At 61.3% G+C, this 17,639-nt stretch carries 18 protein-coding genes; 12 read left to right on the plus strand and 6 right to left on the minus strand.

Annotated elements, in window-relative coordinates; genetic code table 11:
* Positions 1–30: 30 nt before the first annotated feature.
* Positions 31–615, minus strand: coding sequence for a DUF6436 domain-containing protein (locus tag AC3WKX_RS01105; RefSeq protein ID WP_003213861.1), 585 nt, complete (start codon positions 613–615; stop codon positions 31–33).
* 111 nt (positions 616–726) lie between these two features.
* Between AC3WKX_RS01105 and bipL the strand changes: the two genes are divergently transcribed.
* Entirely contained in the window at positions 727–1,668 is a 942-nt protein-coding gene (bipL, locus tag AC3WKX_RS01110) for a phospholipase BipL (RefSeq protein WP_102604100.1), read from the plus strand.
* 104 nt (positions 1,669–1,772) lie between these two features.
* Here the strand turns inward: bipL and AC3WKX_RS01115 are convergent, their stop codons facing one another.
* Entirely contained in the window at positions 1,773–2,525 is a 753-nt protein-coding gene (locus tag AC3WKX_RS01115) for a DUF2059 domain-containing protein (protein ID WP_008438922.1), read from the minus strand.
* Between the two features lie 131 nt (positions 2,526–2,656).
* Between AC3WKX_RS01115 and AC3WKX_RS01120 the strand changes: the two genes are divergently transcribed.
* Positions 2,657–3,289 (plus strand): 2OG-Fe(II) oxygenase, encoded by a 633-nt coding sequence (locus tag AC3WKX_RS01120; protein ID WP_003213854.1) that lies wholly within the window; start codon positions 2,657–2,659, stop codon positions 3,287–3,289.
* Positions 3,290–3,291: 2 nt separating this feature from the next.
* Positions 3,292–3,786, plus strand: a complete 495-nt coding sequence (locus AC3WKX_RS01125; RefSeq protein ID WP_063033885.1) for a 2-thiouracil desulfurase family protein — start codon at positions 3,292–3,294, stop codon at positions 3,784–3,786.
* A gap of 110 nt (positions 3,787–3,896) precedes the next feature.
* Here the strand turns inward: AC3WKX_RS01125 and AC3WKX_RS01130 are convergent, their stop codons facing one another.
* On the minus strand, positions 3,897–4,676 hold the full coding sequence (locus tag AC3WKX_RS01130; protein WP_003213851.1) for a transporter substrate-binding domain-containing protein: 780 nt from the start codon (positions 4,674–4,676) through the stop codon (positions 3,897–3,899).
* Positions 4,677–4,810: 134 nt separating this feature from the next.
* Between AC3WKX_RS01130 and AC3WKX_RS01135 the strand changes: the two genes are divergently transcribed.
* Positions 4,811–5,251, plus strand: coding sequence for a DUF4399 domain-containing protein (locus tag AC3WKX_RS01135; RefSeq protein WP_003213848.1), 441 nt, complete (start codon positions 4,811–4,813; stop codon positions 5,249–5,251).
* Between the two features lie 61 nt (positions 5,252–5,312).
* Here the strand turns inward: AC3WKX_RS01135 and serA are convergent, their stop codons facing one another.
* Positions 5,313–6,542, minus strand: a complete 1,230-nt coding sequence (serA, locus tag AC3WKX_RS01140; RefSeq protein ID WP_003213846.1) for a phosphoglycerate dehydrogenase — start codon at positions 6,540–6,542, stop codon at positions 5,313–5,315.
* Positions 6,543–6,746: 204 nt separating this feature from the next.
* Here serA and AC3WKX_RS01145 point away from each other — a divergent pair, with 204 nt between their 5' ends.
* The 4 genes from AC3WKX_RS01145 (at position 6,747) to AC3WKX_RS01160 (ending at position 11,037) form a co-directional block, all read left to right on the plus strand.
* Complete coding sequence (locus AC3WKX_RS01145) at positions 6,747–8,141, plus strand: FAD-binding oxidoreductase (protein ID WP_102604101.1); 1,395 nt, start codon at positions 6,747–6,749, stop codon at positions 8,139–8,141.
* A gap of 22 nt (positions 8,142–8,163) precedes the next feature.
* A complete protein-coding gene (locus AC3WKX_RS01150; protein WP_003213842.1) occupies positions 8,164–8,829 on the plus strand; it encodes a fumarylacetoacetate hydrolase family protein in 666 nt (221 codons plus the stop codon).
* A 246-nt stretch (positions 8,830–9,075) separates the two neighbouring features.
* On the plus strand, positions 9,076–10,005 hold the full coding sequence (locus AC3WKX_RS01155; RefSeq protein WP_003213840.1) for an SdiA-regulated domain-containing protein: 930 nt from the start codon (positions 9,076–9,078) through the stop codon (positions 10,003–10,005).
* 117 nt (positions 10,006–10,122) lie between these two features.
* Entirely contained in the window at positions 10,123–11,037 is a 915-nt protein-coding gene (locus tag AC3WKX_RS01160) for an SdiA-regulated domain-containing protein (RefSeq protein ID WP_003213837.1), read from the plus strand.
* Positions 11,038–11,155: 118 nt separating this feature from the next.
* Here AC3WKX_RS01160 and rpiA read toward each other — a convergent pair whose 3' ends face one another.
* Positions 11,156–11,827 carry a ribose-5-phosphate isomerase RpiA gene (gene rpiA / locus AC3WKX_RS01165; RefSeq protein WP_008438935.1) on the minus strand — a complete coding sequence of 224 codons (672 nt, stop codon included), beginning with the start codon at positions 11,825–11,827 and terminating at the stop codon, positions 11,156–11,158.
* A 136-nt stretch (positions 11,828–11,963) separates the two neighbouring features.
* Here rpiA and ilvA point away from each other — a divergent pair, with 136 nt between their 5' ends.
* Both ilvA and AC3WKX_RS01175 read left to right on the plus strand, forming a co-directional pair.
* The gene (gene ilvA / locus AC3WKX_RS01170) at positions 11,964–13,478 is read left to right on the plus strand and encodes a threonine ammonia-lyase, biosynthetic (RefSeq protein WP_102604102.1); all 1,515 of its coding nucleotides are present in this window, start codon (positions 11,964–11,966) and stop codon (positions 13,476–13,478) included.
* A gap of 40 nt (positions 13,479–13,518) precedes the next feature.
* Complete coding sequence (locus AC3WKX_RS01175; protein WP_102604103.1) at positions 13,519–13,932, plus strand: DUF2269 family protein; 414 nt, start codon at positions 13,519–13,521, stop codon at positions 13,930–13,932.
* Positions 13,933–14,042: 110 nt separating this feature from the next.
* Here the strand turns inward: AC3WKX_RS01175 and AC3WKX_RS01180 are convergent, their stop codons facing one another.
* The gene (locus AC3WKX_RS01180) at positions 14,043–14,699 is read right to left on the minus strand and encodes a histidinol-phosphatase (RefSeq protein WP_102604104.1); all 657 of its coding nucleotides are present in this window, start codon (positions 14,697–14,699) and stop codon (positions 14,043–14,045) included.
* A 143-nt stretch (positions 14,700–14,842) separates the two neighbouring features.
* Between AC3WKX_RS01180 and AC3WKX_RS01185 the strand changes: the two genes are divergently transcribed.
* Both AC3WKX_RS01185 and ptsP read left to right on the plus strand, forming a co-directional pair.
* Complete coding sequence (locus AC3WKX_RS01185) at positions 14,843–15,322, plus strand: RNA pyrophosphohydrolase (protein ID WP_003176750.1); 480 nt, start codon at positions 14,843–14,845, stop codon at positions 15,320–15,322.
* A gap of 22 nt (positions 15,323–15,344) precedes the next feature.
* Positions 15,345–17,624: a phosphoenolpyruvate--protein phosphotransferase gene (gene ptsP, locus AC3WKX_RS01190; protein WP_003213828.1), complete on the plus strand. Its 2,280-nt coding sequence runs from the start codon at positions 15,345–15,347 to the stop codon at positions 17,622–17,624.
* The last annotated feature ends 15 nt before the right edge of the window (positions 17,625–17,639 follow it).

A 17,639-nucleotide genomic window follows, 5' to 3' on the forward strand; every position in this document is an offset into this window, starting at 1 on the left:
GAACGAACAGCATCTGTTCAGCTTGCCGAGTCAGGGTGGAGACGTTTCCCCGTTCCACTCGCAATAACAGCCCACCGCCAGGGTGTGGGTCGCATTGACCTCGCGTCCGCCTTCGAGGGCTTGCAGGATCGGCTCGATAAAGCTGTTGCTGGAGTTACACGTCAACCCTTCGCTGTAGGGCCCGAAATACGCCAGCTTGCCGCTGCGGTCCCAGATGCCCACGGCAGGGCTGGCCGGCAGATGCTGGGCACCGGGCACGGCCTTGAGGGCCTTCATCGAGCCCAGGGTGGCGGGCAACTGCCCGTGGCTGCCGGCTTTCTGCAGGGAATAGAACTCCACGCCCTGGGGGGCGTACTGCTCGATCAACTCGCCAAGGTGCTGCTGGTTGCCGACATTGCACGGGCAGGCGGGGTCCCAGAAGTGCACCAGGCGGATCGGGCCCGGGCCGGCAAGCTCGGCCGGCAGGCTCAGGCTGTCACCGGAAAACACCGCCGTATGCTCACTGAATGCCCGCAGGTAGCGTCCCTGGAACCAGTCATACGCCGCCCACAACACCCCGGCGCAAATGATCACGATCAGGCTGGCGAAGAGGGTGGTGCGGTAGGGCTGTCGCATTTGGATCAATCCTCGGAGGACGCGTAGCTTGCCATGCTTGCCCTGACAGATGAATATCGCGGCTCGATATTCATCTGTTCAATGCGTTGAAGCCACAGTCTGGAAGTTCTTATGCCCGTTACGTTTGACCCTGATCATCTACGCGAAAGCTTGCGCCCACTGGTGGACGCGCAGCCGCTTTCAGCCGAGGCCCGGGTCTACCAGCGCTTCTACGGCCTGGACCTCGCTGCCCGCAAGGTGCCCGCGACAAGCCGCCTGGGGCGGTTTGCGGTGGATGGGTTCGACGTGGTCTGCCAGGTGTGGTGGCCACCGGTGCCGGTGGCGACGATGTTCCTGTTCCATGGCTTCTACGACCATATGGGCCTGTACCGGCATGCCGTGGACTGGGCGCTGGACCAGGGTTTTGTGGTGATCGCCTGCGACTTGCCGGGCCACGGCCTGTCCAGCGGCGAGCGGGCCAGCATTGATGACTTTGCGGTGTACCAGGACGTGGTGCAGGCGTTGTTTGAACAGGCCAAGGCGCTGCAGTTGCCGCAGCCGTGGCACTTGTTCGGGCAAAGCACCGGCGGCGCGATTGTGGTGGATCACCTGCTTAGCCATGGCGTCGACAGCCCGGCCCAGGGCAAGACGTTCCTGTTGTCACCGCTGGTGCGGCCCCGCGCCTGGGGCTGGTCGCAGCTCAGTTATTACCTGCTCCGGCCGTTCGTCAAAGGCATTGCCCGGCGCTTCAGCGATAACACCAACGACCCGCAGTTCAAGCCGTTCCTGGAGGCCGACCCATTGCAGCCACGGCAGTTGCCGACTGCCTGGGTGGGCGCCCTGGCGCGCTGGATCAAACGTGTTGAAGCGGCGCCACGCAGCACGCGGCGGCCGTTGATCGTGCAGGGTGAGGAAGACATGACGGTGGACTGGCAGCACAACCTGAAGGTGCTGCGCAGCAAGTTCGACCAACCGGAGGTGTTGATGCTGCCGCGTGGCAGGCATCACTTGGCGAATGAGATTCCGGAGATTCGGCAGCAATACTTCGGGTTTCTCACCGACCACCTGAAATAACGCAATCCAAATGTGGGAGCGGGCTTGCTCGCGAAGGCGGTCGATCAGTTAGCATAACCAGTGACTGGCACACCGTCTTCGCGAGCAAGCCCGCTCCCACAGGGTTACTGCGCCAGGCTTGAGGTGCTTTGGCCGACCGCCAGCCCGGCGCGAATCGCCGCCAGTGCCGCCTTGTAGTACGCCTTGCCCTCCGGCGACTCCGCGAACGTCGCGAACTCTTCCAGCTCCGGGTCGGACAAATCCCGGTAGACGTACAACAGCGTGTTGTTCAGATCATTGCCAATCTGCTGCATCAGGCGCTCACGCTGGCCGTTCAACATGCCCTGCGCCTGGCCGCCGCCCAACAGCCCGGGGATCATCTGGCTCAAGCTGTCGGCCGCCACGCCGGCAATCGCCAGGCTGACTTCAGCCCCGGCTTCCCGCGCAGGCAAGGCCTGGGCCAGGTGGCCGATGATCAGGCTGCGGGTGGCATCGGCTTCCATGTGCGGCAAGCCCTGGGCGTTCTTCGCCAGTTGATCGCGGCGGGTGGCCAGCAACTCGGCGGCGACAATCTTGCGGCCCAGCGGCGACTGGAAGAAGGCCAGTGCCGGCTTAGGGTCCGCCAAATTCTTGCGCAGTTGCGCTTCGGCGCGCTGGTCTACCGACTGGGGCGCGAAGCGTTTATTGCTGTTGTCCACCAGCGCCTGATACACCGCCGGCGGCAGGCTGTTGCGGTAGCGTTGCTGGGCGGCACTGAGGGCGTCATTAAAATGCGCGCGCTGGTCTGCCCAGCCGGCGACCTTGTACAACTGGTCATGGCTGTCTGCCCAGGCGGGCAAAACGCAGAACATCAGCAAGGAAAAAAACAAACGACGCATATGGACTCCTGTCAGTCGGCCACTATTGTCCGTGTCGGGCGTAGGATTTGTCGAGAAATCCTATCGGTCACCTGACTAAAGTGTATTCAGACGCTCGGCGGCTCTGTCGGATTCACAGGCGTATGGATACTATGCGCGCCATGCCCATACCCTCCGATCACCCGCTGCTGTTACGCATTGTCGATGACCTGGCCGCACAAGGCTGGTCGCAGCAGAATATCTTCCTGCCCGAGGCACTGACCCTCGAACTGGCGGCTGAGTGCCAAAAACGCGCCGCCGAAGGTGAATTGGCGCCCGCGGCGGTCGGACGGGGGCCTTCCCAGGAGATTCGCGAGGGCATCCGGGGTGACCATATCCAGTGGCTGGAGCCGGGCGAGGTGGTGGCCTGCGATAACTACCTGGAGCTGATGGACAGCCTGCGGGTGGCGATGAACCGTGGCCTGTTCCTGGGCCTGGAAGACTTCGAAAGCCACTTCGCGATGTACCCGCCGGGGGCGTTTTACCTCAAGCATGTGGACCGTTTTCGCGATGACGACCGGCGCATGGTGTCGGCGGTGATCTACTTGAACAACGCCTGGCTGCCGGAACATGGCGGCCAGTTGCGCATGTACCTCAAGGGCGACGTCGAATACGATGTGGTGCCCACCGGCGGTTGCCTGGTGGTATTCCTGTCGGGGGAAATCCCCCATGAAGTCATGCCCGCCACCCGCGAACGCCTGTCCCTCACTGGCTGGTTTCGCCGGCGGGGCAACGAGCCGTTTTGATGATGCAAAAGATTCTGGTCAGCCGCTGCCTGCTGGGGCACCGGGTACGCTACGACGGAGGGGCCAGCGGGCCTTTCGACCAACTGGCCGCGTGGCAGGCCGAAGGCCGGGTGGTTGCCGTGTGCCCGGAAGTGGCGGGTGGCTTGCCGACGCCACGGCCGTCTGCCGAAATCCCGGGCGGGCAGGGGATTGACGTGTGGGAAGGCCGCGCCCAGGTGCTGACGGCCCAGGGGGAAGACTTCAGCGAAGCCTTCCTCGATGGCGCCCGCCAGGCATTGGCGCTGGTACAGCGTCACAATATCCGCGTCGCCGTACTCAAGGCCAACAGCCCGTCGTGCGGCAATCTGCTGACCTATGACGGTACCTTCACCGGCGTGAAGGTCACGGGCGAAGGCGTGACGGCGGCGTTGCTCAAGCGCCATGGGGTGCTGGTGTTCAGTGAGCTGGAATTGCCCGAAGCGGCAGCGGCCCTGGCAAAATGCTCAAGCCCGACATAGATCAACATGTGGGAGCGGGCTTGCTCGCGAAAGCGCAGTGTCAGTCACCCGATGCTCAAGCCGAGCCACCGCATTCGCGAGCAAGCCCGCTCCCACATTGACCGAGTCGTTTATTCGGCCTTTTTCACCGGCTTGCTCGCATCCATCCCGAACCACTTCTCCGACAGCGCCGCCAGCCGGCCATCGGCCTTCACTCGTTGCAGGGCCTTGTCCAGGCTGGCCTTGAACGCCGGGTTACCCTTCTGGAACGGAATCGCCAGGCTCAGCGTCGGGCCGACGTCTGCGCCTTCCTTCACCGGCAGCTGGCTGTCGCGAATCGCGTAGGGAATCAGCAGCCGATCACTGATGGCGGCATCGATCTGTTGATCGGCAACGTCCTTGATCGGCTGCCTGGCATCGGCATAGCTGCGCAAATCAACGCCCTCGGCGGTGCGCGCCTGCTCCACAAACTGGCTGCCCTGGGCCACGCCCAACGCCTTGCCCTTGAGCGCCGCAAAGCTGCCCAGCGGGCGCTGTTCCTGCTTGCGCACGATCAGCTGTGCGCTGGAGTAGCTGTAGGGCTCGCTGAAGTCGAAACGATCCGCCAGTTCAGGAGTCATAGCGATATGGTTGATGGCCACGTCGTACTTGGCGCTTTCCACGCCGGGCAGCAACTCGGCGGCATCGACGGTGATAAAGGAGGGACGTACGTCCATTTCCTTGGCCAGCAACTCACCCAGCTCCACTTCAAAACCGGTGAGTTTGTCGCCTTCCTTGAAGTTGAAGGGCGGGGTGTTGGCTTCCATTGCGATGCGCAGTTCCCCGCGGTCAAATACATCGTCGATCAGTTCGGCATGGGCCAAGGGACTTGCAAGGGGCAGTAAAAGTAACAGGCCAGGCAGGAAACGCATGGTCGCTCCTAAAGAATTCGAATGAGCGAAGCGTTGTTCAGGCTCGCTTTGCTATGGTGTTGAATGCCTTGGACAGCAATTTGTCGCGAAGTTGTCATAACCCTACAGATTTCCCGGAAAAACTGGAGAAGTGAATGAAAGCCTTTTTGACCCGTGCAACCCTGGCCAGCCTATTGCTGGGCGCTTCGATGCTGGCGACCGCTGCTGATGGCATCCCGCGCAGCGCTCCACCAGAAGGTGCCAAAGTGTTCATCGTGTCGCCCAAAGATGGCGCCACCGTCGATAAAACCTTCACCGTGAAATTCGGCATGGAAGGTCTGAAACTGGCCCCGGCCACCAGTCAGGACCCGGGCACCGGCCACCACCACCTGCTGATCGACCAGAAAGAGTTGCCGGATGCCAGCGTGCCGATCCCGGCCACCGACACCGTGATCCACTACGGCAAGGCCCAGACCGAAACCGAGCTGACCCTCACCCCAGGCAAGCACACGCTGCAACTGGTAGCCGGCGACAAACTGCACATGCAGTTCAACCCGACTGTAGCCTCGAAAGTCATCACGGTTAACGTCAAGTAAGATTTGTTCAGACAAAAAAAGGGAGACCCGAGGGTCTCCCTTTTTTATGCGCGTTTAACGATTAGAACAACACGCGGCTACGGATAGTGCCGTTGATGTGTTGCAGCTTCTCTTGCGCCAGGTCCGAATACTCGGCGTCTACGTCGATAACCACGTAGCCGACTTTCTCGTTGGTCTGCAGGAACTGACCGGAAATGTTGATGCCGTTTTCCGCGAAGACCTTGTTGATCTCCATCATCACACCAGGGATGTTCTGGTGGATGTGCAGCAGACGGTGCTTGCCAGGGTGCGCCGGCAGAGCCACTTCCGGGAAGTTGACCGAGGACACCGACGTACCGTTGTCGCTGTACTTGACCAGTTTCTCCGACACTTCCAGGCCGATGTTGGCTTGGGCTTCAGCGGTGGAGCCGCCGATGTGCGGGGTCAGGATCACGTTGTCCAGGCCACGCAGCGGGCTTTCGAAGATGTCGTCGTTAGAGCGCGGCTCTACCGGGAACACGTCGATGGCGGCGCCGATCAGGTGCTTGTCCTTGATCGCGTCGGCCAGGGCGTCCAGCTCGACCACGGTGCCGCGTGCAGCGTTGATCAGGATCCCGCCCTTCTTGATGGCGCGGATTTCCTTCTCGCCGATCATCCACTGGGTCTCAGCGGTTTCCGGTACGTGCAGGGTCACGATGTCGGACATGCCCAGCAGCTCGGTCAGGCTCGACACCTGAGTGGCGTTACCCAATGGCAGCTTGGTCAGGGTGTCGTAGAAGAACACCTGCATGCCCAGGCCTTCGGCCAGTACCGACAACTGCGTGCCGATCGAGCCGTAACCGACGATACCCAGCTTCTTGCCGCGGATTTCGAAGGAGTTGGCTGCGCTCTTGATCCAGCCGCCACGGTGGCAGGAAGCGTTCTTCTCGGGAATACCGCGCAGCAACAGGATCGCCTCTGCCAATACCAGCTCAGCAACGGAGCGGGTGTTGGAGTACGGTGCGTTGAACACCGCGATGCCGCGCTCGCGCGCTGCGTTGAGGTCGACCTGGTTGGTGCCGATGCAGAAACAGCCGACAGCTACCAACTTCTTGGCGTGATCGAAGATCTCTTCGGTCAGCTGAGTGCGGGAGCGAATGCCGATAAAGTGCGCGTCGGCGATCTTTTCCTTGAGCTGGGCTTCCGGCAGAGAACTGGTGATGTACTCAATGCTGGTGTACCCGGCGGCCTTCAGGACTTCGACGGCCGATGGGTGGACGCCTTCCAGAAGAAGGAACTTGATCTTGCTCTTATCGAGAGAAGTCTTGCTCATCTGCGTAAACCTGTATCCCGGAGAAAAATGGCAGGGAATCGAGCAGCGCAAGCTGACCCGGACGGCAGGAAAGCCGTCACCGCAGAACGCCCTTGGGCACTATCCTGCGGGGGCGGTATGCTAGCATACGTGCCCCGCTAAACACCCATTCCTGCGACGTGAAGCGTTCTCAGGATGACCATGAATTGTTCGAGAGTTCTGTCGATGACCCATCCTGCCCTGATTGATGAGCTGAAGACCCTGGTTGAGCCTGGCAAGGTCCTGACCGATGCTGACTCCCTTGAGGCTTATGGCAAGGACTGGACCAAGCATTTCGCGCCGGCCCCGGTGGCCATCGTCTTCCCGAAGACCACCGAGCAGGTGCAGGCCATCGTCCGTTGGGCCAATGAGCACAAGGTCGCGCTGGTGCCGTCCGGTGGCCGTACCGGCCTGTCGGCCGCTGCCGTCGCTGCGAATGGCGAAGTGGTTGTGTCGTTCGACTATATGAACCAGATCCTCGACGTGAACCTCACCGACCGCACCGCCGTGTGCCAGCCGGGCGTGGTCACCAAGCAATTGCAGAACGTCGCCGAAGAAAAAGGCCTGTACTACCCGGTGGATTTCGCCTCGTCGGGTTCCAGCCAGATTGGCGGCAATATCGGCACCAATGCCGGCGGGATCAAGGTCATTCGCTACGGCATGACCCGTAACTGGGTCGCCGGTATGAAAGTCGTCACCGGCAAGGGCGACCTGCTGGAGTTGAACAAAGACCTGATCAAGAACGCCACCGGCTACGACATGCGCCAGCTGTTCATCGGCGCTGAAGGCACCCTGGGCTTTGTGGTCGAAGCGACCATGCGCCTGGACCGGGCGCCGAAAAACCTCACCGCGATGGTGCTCGGCACCACCGATTTCGACTCGATCATGCCGGTGTTGCACGCCTTCCAGAGCAAGCTGGACCTGACCGCCTTCGAATTCTTTTCCGACAAGGCCCTGGCCAAAGTCCTCGGTCGTGGCGACGTGCCGGCGCCGTTCGAATCCGACTGCCCGTTCTACGCGCTGCTGGAATTTGAAGCGACCACCGAAGAAGTGGCCAACGATGCCCTGGCCACGTTCGAACACTGCGTCGAGCAGGGCTGGGTGCTGGACGGCGTGATGAGCCAGAGCGAAACCCAACTGCACAACCTGTGGAAGCTGCGCGAGTACATCTCCGAGACCATCTCCCACTGGACGCCGTACAAGAACGACATTTCGGTGACTGTGTCGAAAGTGCCAGCCTTTCTGCAGGAAATCGACGCGATCGTCGGCGAACACTACCCGGATTTCGAAATCGTCTGGTTCGGCCACATCGGCGACGGCAACCTGCACCTGAACATCCTCAAGCCGGAAAACCTGAGCAAGGACGAGTTCTTCGCCAAGTGCGCCACCGTCAACAAGTGGGTGTTCGAGACCGTGCAGAAGTACAACGGCTCGATCTCCGCCGAACACGGCGTGGGCATGACCAAGCGCGATTACCTGACCTACAGCCGTTCGCCGGTTGAAATCGAATACATGAAGGCAGTGAAAGCGGTGTTCGACCCGAACGGGATCATGAACCCGGGCAAGATTTTCGCTGTTTAACAGTCCCTGAAGGAGTCGGTCCATGAGCTACCAGCACAAGTATGTCGACGGCACCAATATTCACTTTCCCCTGGGGAAGGTGGTGTGCATCGGGCGTAACTACGCCGAACACGCCAAGGAACTGGATAACCCGGTACCGACCGAGCCGCTGCTGTTTATCAAGCCTGGCAGTTGCGTAGTGGCACTGGAAGGCGGTTTTGCCATCCCTACCGAGCGCGGTTCGGTGCATTACGAAGCGGAAATCGCGGTGTTGATCGGCAAGCCGTTGTCGGCCAAGCCGAGCCGCGAGGAAGTGCTGGACGCCATCTCCGGCTTCGCCCCGGCCCTGGACCTGACCCTGCGGGACAAACAGGCCGAGCTGAAAGCCAAGGGCCTGCCGTGGGAAATCGCCAAGTCGTTTGACGGTGCTGCGGTGATTGCCCCGTTCGTGGTCGGCAGCACTTTCCCGGATGTGACGGATATCGGCATCCGCCTGACCATCAACGGCGAAGTGCGCCAGGACGGCAACAGCGCGATCATGCTCAACCCGATCATCCCGATGATCCAGTACATGGCCGGCTGCTTCTCGTTGCAGGCCGGGGATGTGATCCTCACCGGTACGCCGGCAGGCGTGGGCCCGCTGAATGTGGGTGACGAGCTGGTGCTGGAATTGCCGGGTGTGAGCCGCTTCGAAAGCAGCGTTCGCTGAATACCTGGCGAAACGCGGTCAAAAATGTGGGAGCGGGCTTGCTCGCGAAAGCGGTGTATCAGTGACAGATTCAGTGACTGATACTCCGCATTCGCGAGCAAGCCCGCTCCCACATTTGATCTGTGTACTGCCACCCAATCGGGTTTTTGCATTTTTTTCACACCCCATCCGGATAATCCTCAGCCTCCTGCGCGCGGACCTTGTGATCCTGTGCTATCCCCTAAAGCTGACTTTCTGGAAAGCGTAATGGCCGTGCCTCTCCCATCCGTAAAACCCACGTTTCGTTCACGCCTTGCCATGCGCTGGTATTCCTGGCTGTTCCTCGCCGGCGCGATCATTTACGGCGTGGCCTGGGCGATGCACTGGGACGACCGCGGCGTGCTGTGGGTGGCGGAGGGCTTCGAAACCCCGGCCGAGCGCCTGGAAAGCGTCTGGCTCCCGGACTACCACGCGGTGATCGACGCCAAGCTGCTGCCTGGCATGGAGAAGGACGAAGCCTCGGACCTCACCTACAACCCGCTGACCAAGACCCTGTTCTCGGTGATGGGCAAGAACCCGTTCCTGGTTGAACTGACCCTGCAAGGCGACGTGCTGCGCAAGATGCCGCTCAACGGCTGGAACAACCCGGAAGGCGTGACCATGATGGAAAACGGCCTGATGGCCGTGGTCGATGAGCGCCAGCACAGCCTGACCATCGTCAAGGTCGACCCGCAGACCCAGCAGTTGAACAAAGCCGACTTCCCGTCCTATGACCTGGGCCCGTCCAAGGACCAGAACAAAGCCTTTGAGGCGGTGACCTGGGACAAGCGCAACCAACAGCTGATCCTCGGCGAAGAGCGCCCACCGGCCCTGTTCACCTGGAAAAGCGACGGCAGCCAGACCCTCTCCGGCGCCAAGCAAAAGCTCGCCAGCACTGAACTGGACATGCGCAACCTGTCGGCGCTGACCGTCGACCCACGTACCGGCCACCTGCTGGCGCTGTCGGCGGACTCCCATCTGTTGCTGGAACTGGACGAGAAGGGCGAGCAGGTCAGCTTCATGACCTTGCTCGGCGGCTTCAATGGCTTGAAGAACACCATTCCCCGTGCCGAAGGCGTGACCATGGACGAGAACGGCACGCTGTACATGGTCAGCGAGCCGAACCTGTTCTATCGCTTCGAGAAGCAGGCGCAGTAGTTCGATTACGTCAGATTTCTCTCTATCTGCGGCATCCGCCAGACACCCGGGGCGTTTAAGTTTAAATTCAGGCGACCGTGATATTCATTCGCCAGTTTTTACTCTGAGCCCCGCCCGATGCGTCGACTTGCCCGCCCCAAACCTGCTTTTTTTATCCTGATCCTGATCGCCCTGGTGGCGTGCGGTGTGGTTGCCCAGCAATTGCGCCTGTTCGAGCGTGCCTGGTTCAACTGGCAATCCTGGCGCAATCCCGCCGGGGAGCACTCCATTGGCCTTGGGGATTACCGGGTGGCCCTGGAGGCGCAGGTGATCGACGGCCTCAACGATGATGTCTCGGCACTGACCTTTGATCCGGTGCGCAACAGCCTGTTTACCGTGACCAACAAGAACGCTGAGCTGGTCGAACTGTCCCTGGACGGCAAAATCCTGCGGCGCATTGCGCTGGTGGGGTTTGGCGATGCCGAGGCCGTGGAGTACATCAGCGACAACACCTACGTGATCAGCGACGAACGCCAGCAGCGGCTGATCAAGGTCCATGTGGATGACGACACCCAATTCCTCGATGCCGCCGACGCCGAGCAAATGACCCTCGGCGTGCACCTGGGCGGCAACAAGGGCTTCGAAGGCCTGGCCTATGACTCGGTGGGCAAGCGCCTGTTTGTGGCCAAGGAACGCGACCCGATGCTGATCTACGAGGTCCACGGCTTTCCGCATTTCAAACCGGAAAAAACCTACTCGGTGCACGTGATCAACAACCCCAAGCGCGATGCAGGGTTGTTTGTGCGCGACCTGTCGAGCCTGCAATACGACGAGCGCAGCGGTCATCTGCTGGCGCTGTCGGATGAGTCATTTTTGGTGCTGGAACTGGATATCGACGGTCGCCCCCTGAGCAGCCTGTCGCTGCTCAAGGGGCGCCATGGCCTGAAGCAGCGCGTGCCTCAGGCCGAGGGGATCGCCATGGACAACGACGGCACGTTGTACATGGTCAGTGAGCCCAATCTTTTCTATGTATTCAAAAAAACCAAGTCTTGAGTCATGTGCAGAACAAATGTGGGAGCGGGCTTGCTCGCGAATGCGGTGTATCAGGCGCCATATTCAGTGACTGACACTGCGCATTCGCGAGCAAGCCCGCTCCCACACGGGTTTTGCATTACGCCTTAAGCGTTTTTACGCCTTCCGGGGTGCCCAGCAGCAGTACGTCAGCCGGACGGGCCGCAAACAAACCGTTGGTGACGACGCCGACGATCGCGTTGATCTGGCGCTCCAGTTCCACCGGGTTGGTGATCTGCATGTTGAACACGTCGATGATGATGTTGCCGTTGTCGGTCAGCACACCTTCGCGGTACACCGGGTCGCCGCCCAGTTTCACCAGTTCGCGGGCCACGTGGCTGCGGGCCATCGGGATCACTTCCACCGGCAGCGGGAACGCGCCGAGTACCGGCACCAGTTTGCTGGCGTCGGCGATGCAGATGAAGGTCTTGGCCACGGCCGCGACGATCTTCTCGCGGGTCAGGGCTGCGCCGCCACCCTTGATCAGGTTCAGATGTGCGTCGCTTTCATCGGCGCCGTCGACGTAGAACTCCAGGTCGCTGACGGTGTTCAGCTCGTACACCGGAATACCGTGGCCCTTGAGCCGCGCAGCGGTGGCTTCGGAGCTGGCAACCGCGCCGTCGAACGCGCCCTTGTGCAGGGCCAGCGCATCGATAAAGCAATTGGCGGTGGAACCGGTGCCGACACCGACGATGCTTTTATCGTCGAGTTTAGGAAGGATTAAATCGACGGCGGCCTGGGCCACTGCCTGTTTGAGTTGATCCTGGGTCATGCGGGCTCCGGAACGGGCGGGGAGTAAAGAGGGGCGCGAGTATAACCCAACAAAACCTAGGTTTTCGTGTGGTCGCCCGGCCAAACGCTGGGTTAGACTCCTTGGCCCTGCCCAACCCGCCCAGTGATGCTTTCCGATGCTTGAACAGTACGTCAAAAAGATCCTCACCTCGCGCGTTTACGACGTTGCCGTAGAAACCCCGCTGCAGACCGCCCGCCAGCTCTCCGAGCGGCTGGGCAACAAGGTCTGGCTCAAGCGCGAAGACTTGCAGCCGGTGTTCTCGTTCAAGATTCGCGGTGCCTATAACAAGCTGACCCAACTGAGCGCCGAAGAACGTGCGCGCGGCGTAGTCACCGCTTCGGCTGGCAACCATGCCCAGGGCCTGGCCCTGGCGGCCAAGGTGCTGGGGGTCAAGGCCACCATCGTGATGCCCAAGACCACCCCCGAGATCAAGGTCGAAGGCGTGCGTTCCCGTGGCGGCAAAGTGGTGCTGCATGGGGATTCTTTCCCGGAAGCCCTGGCGTATTCGCTGAAGCTGGTCGACGAAAAAGGCTACGTCTACATTCACCCCTACGATGATCCGCACACCATTGCCGGGCAGGGCACCGTGGCGATGGAGATCCTGCGCCAGCACCCGGGGCCGTTGGACGCGATTTTCGTCCCGGTGGGCGGCGGCGGCCTGATTGCCGGTATCGCGGCCTACGTGAAATACCTGCGGCCCGAGATCAAGATCATCGGCGTCGAGCCAGACGACTCCAACTGCCTGCAAGCCGCCATGGCGGCGGGCGAGCGCGTGGTACTGCCTACCGTGGGCATCTTCGCCGACGGCGTGGCGGTGGCGCAGATCGGCCAGCACACCTTCGACATCTGCAAGGACTACGTGGATGAAGTGATCACCGTCAGCACCGATGAAATCTGCGCGGCGATCAAGGACATCTACGACGACACCCGCTCGATCACTGAACCCGCCGGCGCCCTGGGCGTGGCGGGTATCAAGAAATACGTCGAGACCCGTGGCATCACCGGGCAAACCCTGGTGGCCATCGATTCCGGGGCCAACGTCAACTTCGACCGCCTGCGCCATGTGGCCGAGCGCGCCGAGCTGGGGGAAGGCCGCGAAGCCATCATCGCCGTGACCATCCCCGAGAAACCGGGCAGCTTCAAGGCCTTTTGCGAAGCCGTGGGCAAGCGCCAGATCACCGAATTCAACTACCGCTACCACTCATGCCGCGAGGCGCACATCTTTGTCGGCGTGCAGACCCACCCGGAAAACGACCCGCGCAGCGCGCTGATCGCCAGCCTCACCAGCCAGGGTTTCCCGGTGCTGGACCTGACGGAAAACGAACTGGCCAAGCTGCACATCCGCCATATGGTCGGCGGCCATGCGGCGCACGTCAGCGACGAGGTGGTGTTCCGCTTCGAATTCCCGGAACGTCCGGGGGCACTGTTCAACTTCCTTAACAAATTGGGCGGGCGCTGGAACATCTCGATGTTCCACTATCGCAACCACGGCGCCGCCGATGGGCGCGTGGTGGCGGGCCTGCAAGTACCGGCGGACGAGCGTCACCTGGTGCCGGCGGCGCTGGAGGCCATTGGCTACCCGTACTGGGATGAAAGTGATAACCCGGCCTACCAGCTGTTCCTCGGTTGAGCGACTACGCTGACTGGGCGGCCTTCAAGGAATCGAGAACATGGAAACGCTGACCACCCTTAAAGTTATCCACATCGCGGCCACGGTGTTGCTGCTGCTCAGCGGCCTCGCCCTGGCAGTGCTGGCCTGGCGCAAACGCAGCGCGGGGCCGGCCTATACCGTGCAGCGGCCGTGGGTGTTTGTGTGGTTGTTGATGGGCATTTGCGTGGTGAGCATGCCGTTCACCGGCTGGTGGCTGGCGCACCTGATCGGCTGGCCGCTGGGGCAAACCTGGATCCTGGGTTCCAGCGTGATCTACACCGTGGCGGCGCTGAGCTGGTTCTGGCTGGTGGTGCGGCTTAATCGGCTGCGGCTGGGCGGGGCGGGGAGTTTGAACTTTACCGTGGCGCTGGCGGTGGTGAGCCTGGTGGGGTTTGTGGCGATTGCCGGGTTGATGGGGTCCAAGCCCGTCTAGATGATCGTTCCCACGCTCCGCGTGGTAACGCCGCCCGGGACGCTCCGCGTCCCAAGAGCGGACGCAGAGCGTCCAGTGATGCATTCCCACGCGGAGCGTGGGAACGATCTTTAGCCGCGCAGGCTAATCACCGGCCAACCACGCTTCTCAGCCTCAGCCCGCAGATTCGGATCCGGATCCACTGCCACTGCATGCGTCACCTGCTCCAGCAGCGGCAGGTCATTCATCGAATCGCTATAGAAGTAACTGTCCTCCAGGCTAAACCTGGTCTCTTCCAGCCAGCGATTCAAGCGCGTCACCTTGCCCTCGCGAAAGCACGGGATATCCGTACTGCGCCCGGTGTAACGGCCATCCTGCATCTCGCATTCCGTCGCAATCAAGGTTTCAACCCCCAGTCGCTCGGCAATCGGCGCGGTCACAAAACGGTTGGTCGCGGTGATGATCACCAGCTTGTCGCCCGCCGCCCGGTGCTTGGCCAGCAACTCAACTGCCTTGGGCAGCATGATCGGCTCGATGCAGTCGCGCATGTAGTCGCGATGCCATTCATCCAGCTGGGCCATCTCGGTGCGGCCGAGGATTTCCAGGCAGAAGTTCAGGTACTCGGCGTTATCCAGCTTGCCGGCCAGGTAGTCCTGGTAGAACTCGTCGTTGCGGGCCTTGTAGGCCACCGCGTCGAGAATCCCGCGTTCACAGAGGTAATCGCCCCAGGCGTGATCGCTGTCACCCCCCAAAAGCGTGTTGTCCAAGTCGAATAAAGCCAGGCGCATTGCAGTTACTCGCTGAAAAGTCTGTAAAAAGGCGTCCAGAATACGGTCTTTTCACAAGAGTGCACATAAGGTAAGCAGCCTCGTTGCCGCTGTATCAATCTTTGTGGAACAATGCGGTGACATGCGTTTGCGAGGTTGTTGCCGTGATCGACCCCGATGGTTTCCGTCCTAATGTCGGGATTATTCTTACGAATGATGCCGGACAGGTGCTATGGGCTCGCCGTATCAACCAAGATGCCTGGCAGTTTCCTCAAGGTGGAATCAACCCCGACGAAACCCCTGAAGACGCCTTGTACCGTGAGTTGAACGAAGAAGTAGGCCTTGAACGTGAAGATGTGCAAATTCTGGCCTGCACCCGAGGCTGGTTGCGCTATCGTTTGCCGCAACGTCTGGTGCGTACCCACAGCCAACCGCTGTGCATCGGCCAGAAACAGAAATGGTTTCTCCTGCGCCTGATCTCCAACGAGCAGCGGGTGCGGATGGATTTGACCGGTAAACCGGAGTTCGATGGCTGGCGCTGGGTCAGTTATTGGTATCCGTTGGGCCAGGTGGTGACATTCAAGCGCGAGGTTTATCGTCGCGCTCTTAAAGAGCTTGCCCCGCGCCTTTTAGCGCGCGACTGACGACGGAGTTCGACCCCGAGCCATGCTCAATACGCTGCGCAAGATCGTCCAGGAAGTTAACTCCGCCAAGGATCTCAAGGCGGCGTTGGGGATTATTGTGTTGCGCGTCAAGGAAGCCATGGGCAGCCAGGTCTGCTCGGTTTACCTGCTGGACCCCGAGACCAACCGTTTTGTCCTGATGGCCACCGAGGGCTTGAACAAGCGCTCCATCGGCAAGGTCAGCATGGCGCCCAATGAAGGTCTGGTGGGCCTGGTGGGGACGCGTGAAGAACCCCTGAACCTCGAAAACGCGGCCGATCACCCGCGTTATCGCTACTTTGCCGAAACCGGTGAAGAGCGCTACGCCTCGTTCCTCGGTGCGCCGATCATTCACCACCGCCGCGTTGTCGGCGTGTTGGTCATCCAGCAGAAAGAACGCCGCCAGTTCGACGAAGGTGAAGAAGCCTTCCTTGTGACCATGAGCGCGCAGCTCGCCGGGGTTATCGCCCACGCCGAGGCCACCGGTTCGATTCGCGGCCTGGGGCGCCAGGGCAAGGGCATCCAGGAAGCCAAGTTCGTCGGCGTGCCGGGTTCGCCGGGTGCTGCTGTCGGTACCGCCGTGGTCATGCTGCCGCCCGCCGACCTGGACGTGGTGCCGGACAAGACCGTCACCGACATCGACGCTGAAATCATCCTGTTCAAGACCGCCCTCGAAGGCGTACGCAATGACATGCGCACCCTCTCGACCAAGCTGGCCACCCAGCTGCGGCCTGAAGAGCGGGCGTTGTTCGACGTGTACCTGATGATGCTCGACGACGCGTCCCTGGGCAGCGAAGTCAAGGACGTGATCAAGACCGGCCAGTGGGCCCAGGGCGCGCTGCGCCAGGTGGTCACCGATCACGTCAACCGTTTTGAATTGATGGACGACGCCTACCTGCGCGAGCGCGCCTCGGACGTGAAGGACCTCGGTCGCCGTCTGCTGGCCTACCTGCAGGAAGAGCGCTCGACCACGTTGGTGTACCCCGACAACACCATCCTGATCAGTGAAGAACTGACCGCCACCATGCTCGGCGAAGTGCCGGAAGGCAAACTGGTGGGCCTGGTCTCGGTACTGGGTTCGGGCAACTCCCACGTCGCGATCCTGGCTCGGGCCATGGGCATTCCGACGGTGATGGGTCTGGTGGACCTGCCGTATTCCAAGGTCGACGGCATCGAAATGATCGTCGACGGCTACCACGGCGAGGTCTACACCAACCCCAGCGAAGTGCTGCGCAAGCAATACGCCGAAGTGGTGGAAGAAGAACGCCAGCTGTCCCAGGGCCTCGACGCCCTGCGGGAACTGCCGTGCGTGACCCTCGACGGCCACCGCGTACCGCTGCTGGTCAACACCGGCCTGCTGGCGGACGTGGCACGTGCACAACAGCGCGGCGCCGAAGGGGTGGGCCTGTACCGCACCGAAGTGCCGTTCATGATCAACCAGCGTTTTCCGAGTGAGAAGGAGCAGCTGGCGATTTATCGCGAGCAACTGTCCGCCTTCCATCCGTTACCGGTGACCATGCGCAGCCTTGACATTGGCGGCGACAAGTCACTGTCGTATTTCCCCATCAAGGAAGACAACCCCTTCCTCGGCTGGCGCGGTATTCGCGTTACCCTCGACCATCCTGAAATCTTCCTCGTCCAGACCCGCGCGATGCTCAAGGCCAGCGAAGGCCTGAACAACCTGCGCATCCTGCTCCCGATGATCTCCGGCACCCACGAGTTGGAAGAAGCCCTGCACCTGATCCACCGGGCCTGGGGCGAAGTGCGCGACGAAGGCGCCGACGTGCCGATGCCGCCGATTGGCGTGATGATCGAGATTCCGGCGGCGGTGTACCAGGCCAAGGAGCTGGCGCGGCAGGTGGACTTCCTGTCGGTGGGCTCCAACGACCTGACCCAGTACCTGCTGGCCGTGGACCGCAACAACCCGCGGGTGGCCGACCTCTACGACTACCTGCACCCGGCGGTGCTGCAAGCCTTGCAGAACGTGGTGCGCGATGCCCATGCCGAAGGCAAGCAGGTGAGTATCTGCGGCGAGATGGCCGGTGACCCGGCGGCGGCTGTGCTGTTGATGGCGATGGGCTTTGACAGCCTGTCGATGAACGCCACCAACTTGCCGAAGGTGAAATGGATGCTGCGCCAGATCAACCTGAGCCGGGCCAAGGAGCTGCTGGCGGAGTTGATGACTATCGACAACCCGCAAGTTATCCACAGCTCGCTGCAATTGGCGCTGAAGAACCTTGGGTTGGCGCGGATGATCAACCCGGCGTCTGCAAAGAGCCTCTAACCGGATTTCAGAGCC

The sequence above is a fragment of the Pseudomonas sp. GP01-A4 genome, assembly GCF_058780865.1.